7 protein-coding genes are annotated in these 6,524 nt (G+C 68.1%); 4 read left to right on the top strand and 3 right to left on the bottom strand.

The genetic code is table 11. From position 1 onward, the window contains the following. Window positions 1–560: 560 nt before the first annotated feature. From J0F76_RS19435 to chrA, 3 genes are all read left to right on the top strand, one after another. Window positions 561–839, top strand: a complete 279-nt coding sequence (locus J0F76_RS19435; RefSeq protein WP_207472030.1) for a metal/formaldehyde-sensitive transcriptional repressor — start codon at window positions 561–563, stop codon at window positions 837–839. A 264-nt stretch (window positions 840–1,103) separates the two neighbouring features. Further along, a complete protein-coding gene (locus J0F76_RS19430; protein ID WP_207472029.1) occupies window positions 1,104–1,481 on the top strand; it encodes a hypothetical protein in 378 nt (125 codons plus the stop codon). Beyond that, on the top strand, window positions 1,478–2,905 hold the full coding sequence (chrA, locus tag J0F76_RS19425) for a chromate efflux transporter (RefSeq protein WP_207472028.1): 1,428 nt from the start codon (window positions 1,478–1,480) through the stop codon (window positions 2,903–2,905). Before J0F76_RS19430 ends, chrA begins: the two co-directional genes overlap by 4 nt. Window positions 2,906–2,935: 30 nt before the next feature. Here the strand turns inward: chrA and bla are convergent, their stop codons facing one another. Continuing rightward, complete coding sequence (bla, locus tag J0F76_RS19420; RefSeq protein WP_207472027.1) at window positions 2,936–3,781, bottom strand: class A beta-lactamase; 846 nt, start codon at window positions 3,779–3,781, stop codon at window positions 2,936–2,938. Window positions 3,782–3,877: 96 nt separating this feature from the next. On the opposite strand from bla, the gene J0F76_RS19415 reads away from it, so the two are divergent. After that, window positions 3,878–4,741, top strand: coding sequence for a LysR family transcriptional regulator (locus J0F76_RS19415; protein ID WP_207472026.1), 864 nt, complete (start codon window positions 3,878–3,880; stop codon window positions 4,739–4,741). A 196-nt stretch (window positions 4,742–4,937) separates the two neighbouring features. On the opposite strand, the gene J0F76_RS19410 is transcribed toward J0F76_RS19415, so the two are convergent. Together J0F76_RS19410 and J0F76_RS19405 are read right to left on the bottom strand one after the other, a co-directional pair. Then, window positions 4,938–5,942, bottom strand: coding sequence for a DctP family TRAP transporter solute-binding subunit (locus J0F76_RS19410; RefSeq protein WP_207472024.1), 1,005 nt, complete (start codon window positions 5,940–5,942; stop codon window positions 4,938–4,940). Further along, window positions 5,939–6,524, bottom strand: a 586-nt coding sequence (locus J0F76_RS19405; RefSeq protein WP_207472022.1) for an amidohydrolase family protein, incomplete at its 5' end; no start/stop codon positions are given. The genes J0F76_RS19405 and J0F76_RS19410, both read right to left, overlap by 4 nt.

Below are 6,524 nucleotides of genomic sequence, written 5' to 3'. Positions count from 1 at the left end.
GACCCCCCATACCTGCCTCAGCAGAAGGGAAGCACATCATAGGCTAGCTGGGAATCCTGAATCTCGATGCCCGCGACATGCTCTAGCGATCGAGGAAAAGTCATGCCTTGTTTCGCGGTCTCGATGGCTCGATGGCTCGATGGCTCGACAGTCGCTGCAATAGCCCAGAGGCAAGGGGAAGAGGACAGATCGTTCCAGCCGTGGGCAGAGGGCCAACGTTCCGAATTCGGTCGCGCCAGTCTGAGGCAATCGATGTCGCGTTACCGCTGAAATGCCTTGGCGCATCAGCCTTGAAGGCGCGGCGGCCAGCGGACGCTCTAATAGTCGCAAAACTCTCCGTGCAACCCATTGCAGCAGCCACGGGCAGAGTAGGGCTGCGTCTCGCAGCACTGATTTACTGGACGATCAGAACAACTTTCCGCATCGCAGCTTTTCCAAGCCAACCCTCCACGACTTCCACAGCAGGGCAGAGAGGACAGCGCCACGATATGCAAGGCGGCCATAACGATGTAGCGACTCAGCTTGCTCACAGGCAGCCACATAGGGTATCCCCCTATGCCATGAGTGACAAATCGAAAAACAAGCCCAAGCTTCTGGCGCGCGTGCGTCGCCTGAAGGGGCAGATCGAGGCGGTCGAGCGAACGCTCGAGGCCGATGCCCCTTGCGGCGAGGTGTTGAACCTGGTTGCATCCATCCGCGGCGCTATCGGCGGCCTGACGGCAGAATTGATCGAGGACCATATCCGCGAGCATGTCTCCAACCCCGACCGGGATGAGGACGCCGCACGCGGGCAGGCCGCGCGCGAGCTGATCGAGGTCATCAGGACCTACTTGAAATAAGCGCCGCGCTGCCCGCCTGAATGTGTGGCAGCGTGGGCGGGGCAGGGGGCATGGCACCCAGCCCCGAGGCGCAGCAAAGGCTGCCGTCCATCCGGTAGCCAATTGGCTGGGGTCCGCCAGGCCTTGGCGGGTGCGGGACCGCTTGACGTGTCGCGCATCCGGGCTTTAACTCACCCGCATGGGGCCTGCGACCGCCCCACGAGGCGCCAGCCGAAGTTCGCGTTCCGGATCAGGCATGATCCAGCCTTCAGAGGAGGAACGGCCATGGCGGCACCCAATGCGATATCACCCGACAAGCTGTTCCGGCTGATCGGCACCGCCCGCACACCGGTCATCCTGGACGTCCGCTCGGACGAGGACTTCGCCGCCGATCCCCGGTTGCTGCCAGGGGCCATGCGGGCCGACGACCGGACGCCCGGCGAAGCGCCATGGCCCCCCGGTCCGACGGTTGTCCTTTGCCAGGCGGGCCACCAACGCAGCCAGGGCGCCGCCGGACTGCTGGGCTTGTCGCGCATACATGCCGACGACCAGCAGCAGATGGAGGCCGGGATGCTGGTCCATGACGCCTTGTATCGCTGGGCGCGGGACGCGACCGGCGAGACCCACAACTGGCCCGCTGCACGAACGCGAGCAGCGCCATGACCAAGACAGACATTCCCTCCGACGAAAGGCTTTCCGGCAACCCCGTCGTTCACGCCGCCCCTGCCGGGTTCCCGACCCTGGCCCAGGCCACCCGCACCTGGGCGCGCATCGCGCTTTTGTCGTTCGGCGGCCCGGCCGGACAGATTGCGGTCATGCACCGCATCCTTGTCGAGGAGAAGCGCTGGCTCGGCGACGGGCGTTTTCTTCATGCGCTGAACTTCTGCATGTTGCTTCCCGGACCCGAGGCGCAACAGCTTGCCACCTATATCGGCTGGCTGATGCACGGAACGCGCGGTGGCCTGATCGCGGGCGCGCTGTTCGTGCTGCCCGGCATGGTCGCGATCATGGCGCTGAGCTGGCTTTACGTCCTTTTCGGCGACGTGGGCGCGGTCGAGGCGATGTTCTTCGGCCTCAAGGCGGCCATCCTGGCCATCGTGCTGCAGGCGGTGGTTCGCATCGGCAGGCGGGCGCTGAGGAACGACGCCATGCGCCTGCTGGCCGCGCTGTCCTTTGTCGCCATCTTCGCCTTCGATGCGCCTTTCCCGGTGATCGTGCTTGCCGCCGGCCTGATCGGCTATCTCGGCGCGCAGGGCGGCTGGCGGGCCTTTGCGCCGGGGGACGGTCACGGGCCGTCGGGCGGCGCCCGTGTCGATGATGCCCAGACGCTTCTGGGCGAGGAGATGGCCGCCATGCCGGCCGCGGCGCGGCGGGGCGCCCACAGGGCCGGTGCGGCAGCGTTGCTTCTGTGGCTGGCGCCGGTGGCGATCCTGGTCCTGACGCTGGGCGACGGCAACGTCTTCGCCGACATCGCCCTTTTCTTTTCCAGGATGGCGGTGGTGACGTTCGGCGGCGCCTACGCGGTCCTCGCCTATGTGGCGCAAGAGGCGGTCGGCACCTATGGCTGGCTCCGGCCCGGAGAGATGCTGGACGGGCTCGGCATGGCCGAGACCACGCCGGGGCCACTGATCATGGTGCTGCAGTTCGTGGGCTTTCTGGGGGCGTTCCGCGAGGCCGGCTGGGACAGCGCGCTTCTGGCGGGCACGCTGGGCGGGCTGCTTGCCACCTGGGTCACCTTCGCGCCCTGCTTTGCCTTCATCTTCCTCGGCGCCCCCTACATGGAGCGGCTCCGGGCCAACCGGGCGCTCTCGGCGGCCCTGACGGCCGTCACCGCCTCGGTGGTGGGGGTGATCCTGAACCTGGCGATCTGGTTCGCCATCCACGTCATCTGGCGCGAGGTGCAGCGGGTCGAGGCCGGGCCCCTTTCGATGGACTTGCCCGTTCCCGGCTCCGTCGACGGGATCGCCGCCGCGCTGTCGGTGCTGGCCCTGCTGGCCGTGTTCCGGCTGAAGATGGGGATGACGACGGTCCTGGCCGGGGCGGCGGTCCTTGGCATCGGTCTTCATGCCGTCGGCGTGATCGGCTGATCCCTGCGCTGCATGGCCGCGTGCTGCGTGTCAGCCGGCGGTCAGCATCCCGACCACGGCGGCGCCCAGTTCGATCAGCGCGGCGTTGCGGGTCGCGAAATCCGCATCCGTGTCCGAGATCGACAGGCTGACAAGGATCGGCGCGCCGCCGGGCGGGGTCAGCATCGCGATCAGGTTGCGGTTGTGATCGCCGCTGCCGGATTTGTCGGCCACCTTCCAGCCTGCCGGCACCGCGGGACGGATCAGGGCGCCCGTCACCCCGCCGGGACGCATCCACGAGGTCAGCAGGCCCCGGGCATCCGCCGAAAGCGCCTTGCCGGTCAGCAGCACCTCCAGCGTGCGCACCATCGCGGCCGGCGTGGTCGTGTCGCGCGGGTCGCCGGAGGCGAAGTCGTTCAAGGCCGGCTCGATCCGGTCGGACCGGGTCACGTCGTCGCCGATGCCGCGCAGGAAGGCCGTCAGTTGCCCCGGGCCCCCCAGCCGGTCGAACAGGATGTTCGTTGCGGTGTTGTCGCTCTGGTCGATCGCGGCAAGGCAGAGATCCGCGATCGTCATCGCCCCGCCGACATGCCGTTCGGCGACCGGCGCATGGTCGAGGATGTCTTTCGTGCGGACGGGAAGGGACTCGGCCAGGTCCAGGTCGTCGCGCGACAGGATGGCGGCGCAAAGCGGCACCTTGACGGTGCTGTTCATCAGGAAACGCTCGTCCGCGCGATGGGTCCAGGTCCGGCCGGTTCCGCTGTCGAGAATGGCCACCCCGATGCGCGCGTCCAGCCGGTCCTCAAGCCGGGCGATGGTCCGGTCAAGCTCTGACGCGGGGGCGCCGAAGGGCACAAGCAGGGCCGCGGCAAGGGCGGCAAGGCGGAGGAGAGACATGAGTTGTCCTTTCGATGACTGTCCGCCACCGGTGCTAGACCCCCGAAGATGCCGGCGGCAGGCGACAAATGATTGGATATGCCATAAGCTGGGCTCATGCCTGACCGTCCCGACATCCCCCTGAACGCCCTTCGGACATTCGAGGTCGCGGCCCGCCAGGGCAGTTTCACCCGCGCGGCCATCGAACTGCGTGTCACCCAGGCGGCGGTCAGCCACCAGATCGCGCGGCTTGAAGGCCTGCTGGGGATCGCGCTGTTCCGCCGCACCGCCGGCGGGCTGGTGATGACCGATGAAGCGCAGGCGCTGTTCCCGGTGATGGAACGCAGCCTGGACGACCTTGCCCGGGTGCTGGATCGCGTGACCGGGGCGCAACCGGCCGAGGTGCTGAACATCGGCGTGGTGACGACCTTCGCCACCGGCTGGCTGATTCCCCGGATGGAGGCGTTCCGGCACGCGCATCCGGGCATCACGCTGCGCCTGTCCACGCACAGCAACCGGGTGGAGATCGCGCGGGAAGGTCTGGACGTGGCGATCCGCTTCGGCTCGGGCCGCTGGCCGGGGATCGAGGCGCATCACATCTTCGAGGCGCCGATGACACCGCTTTGCGCGCCGACGCTGGCGGTGCGCGGGCCGTCCGATCTGGGCAGGCATCCGTTGCTGCGCAGCTACCGTGCCGATGAATGGCCCAGGTGGTTCGTCGAAGCGGGCGAGATCTGCCCGCCCTTGACCGGCCCGGTCCTGGACAGTTCGGTCGGCCTAGCCCAGCTTGCCGCCGAGGGCTTCGGCATCGCGCTGCTGCCCTTGCCGATGTTCCGGTCCGCGATCCGGTCCGGCAGGCTGACGCGCCCCTTCGCCACGGCCGTCACCCTCGGCAGCTACTGGCTGACCGTCCCCGAGGACCGGCGGCTGCCACCGGCAGCGCGGACCCTGCTGGAATGGATGCGGCAGGAGCAGCCCTGAACCGGCCCCCGTCCTGTCCGGACGCCCCGGCATGGCCGTCGCGGCCCGGCACCCCGCCATCGCGCGCTGGCGCATTCTGCGTCCCGGAAGGCCGGTGACGGGCGGCGGTGCGTGCGCCGCAAAGACCTGCCGGCATGGCCGTCGCGGCGGCGGCAAAAGGCGCCGCCGCATCCCCTGCCATCCATCGTGGATCGGATCAGCGCAGGTTTTCGAGCGCGGACGTGAAGGTCGCCATCCATTCGGCGCCGATGGCGTCGCGGTTCGCGTCCACCACCGGCTGCAGCCGTTCGGCAAGGCGCTGCTGTTCCTCGGGAGAGACCTCGTTCACCTCCATCCCGTCCTCGGCCAGCTTGGCGCGCAGCCCTTCGGTCTGGGTCCGGGTCAGGTCGCGCTGGAAGTCCCGGGCCTCGGCGGCGGCCTCGCGGATGATCGCCATCTCCTCCTCGTTCAGCTTGTCATGGGACGGCTTGCCCATCAGCAGCACGACGGCGTTGTAGGAATGGCCCGTGAGGCTCAGGTATTTCTGCACCTCCTGGAACTTGTTGGCGTCGATGGCGGTCAGGCTGTTCTCGTGCCCGTCGATGGCGCGGGTTTCCATCGCGGTGTAGACCTCGTTGATGGTCATCGGCACGGCATTGGCGCCAAGCTGGTTGAACATGTCGATATACAGCGCCGAAGGCTGGACGCGGATCTTCAGGCCGTCGAAATCCTCCCACCTGGTGATGGGGCGGGTGCTGTTGGTCGTGTGGCGGAAGCCCTGTTCCATGTAGGCCAGCCCCACCAGGCCCTTGGGTTCAAGCTTCTGGAACAGCTGGTCGCCGATGTCGCCGTCCAGGATCGCGTCGGCCTCGGCGGTGTCGCGGAACTGGTAGGGCATGTCGATGGCGGAAAACTCCGGCACCATGCCCGCCAGCGTCGTGGTCGTGCCGACCGCGAAGTCCTGCGTCCCGCCCTGAAGGGCCGACTGCATCTGCAATTCGTTGCCCAGGGTCGCGCCGGGATACACCTTGACCTCGATCCTGCCGCCCGACTTCTCGGCCACGAGTTCGGCGAACTTCACCGCCGCCTGCGAGATCGGGTGCGCGTCCGGCAGCGGGGTGCCCAGGCGCAGGACATGGCTGCCCACCTCGGCCCAGGCGGCGGTGCCGGTGATCATCGTCGTTGTCGCCAGAAGGGCGCAGATCTTCGTCAGTTTGGTCATCGAATGGTTCCTCCCATGTTCGATATCAGTGAAGCCGCCCGCAGCGCGGGCCGATAGATCCGGACGGCGTTGTCATGGAACAAGGCGCGCCGGGTGTCGTCGGGCAGGCCGGACGTGGCCTGGTAGAACCCGTCGAAGATGGTGGAAAAACTGCCCACCAGGCTGTCCACGGGAAAGTTGCTGGCGAACATGCAGCGCTGCCAGCCGAAGATGGAGATCGCGTCCCGGATGACCGCGCCGTTGTCTGCGATGGACCAGGGGCGGCCCTTCAGGCCGATGCCCGAGATCTTCAGGACCACGTTGGGATGCCGCGCCAGCCGGGCCATGGCGCGACGCCAGCCCTCCAGCCCCTCGGGCGAGCGGTCGGAAGGCAGGCCCGCGTGGTTCAGGACGATGGTCGTGGCCGGAAAGTCGGCCGCAAGGTCCGCCGCCGCATCCAGTTCCCACCACGGCGCCTGCAGGTCGAACATCAGCCCGTGGCGGCCCAGCCGGGCAAAGCCCGCGCGCCAGACCGGATCGTCCATCCCGCCCGCCCGGCCGCGCCGCGCCTCGGCGGGCGAGGCCGCCGAGGCGGGCTTGTGC

It is taken from the genome of Paracoccus fontiphilus, from assembly GCF_017356265.1.
In the GTDB taxonomy this organism is placed as follows: Bacteria; Pseudomonadota; Alphaproteobacteria; order Rhodobacterales; family Rhodobacteraceae; genus Paracoccus; species Paracoccus fontiphilus.
This window is presented reverse-complemented; position numbering and strand designations above follow the sequence as displayed.

Coding starts and splice junctions, on each gene's coding strand:
- J0F76_RS19430 (WP_207472029.1), top strand. CDS start 1,104: ATGGCGGCACCCAATGCGATATCACCCGACAAGCTGTTCCGGCTGATC.
- chrA (WP_207472028.1), top strand. CDS start 1,478: ATGACCAAGACAGACATTCCCTCCGACGAAAGGCTTTCCGGCAACCCC.
- J0F76_RS19415 (WP_207472026.1), top strand. CDS start 3,878: ATGCCTGACCGTCCCGACATCCCCCTGAACGCCCTTCGGACATTCGAG.
- J0F76_RS19435 (WP_207472030.1), top strand. CDS start 561: ATGAGTGACAAATCGAAAAACAAGCCCAAGCTTCTGGCGCGCGTGCGT.
- bla (WP_207472027.1), bottom strand. CDS start 3,781: ATGTCTCTCCTCCGCCTTGCCGCCCTTGCCGCGGCCCTGCTTGTGCCC.
- J0F76_RS19410 (WP_207472024.1), bottom strand. CDS start 5,942: ATGACCAAACTGACGAAGATCTGCGCCCTTCTGGCGACAACGACGATG.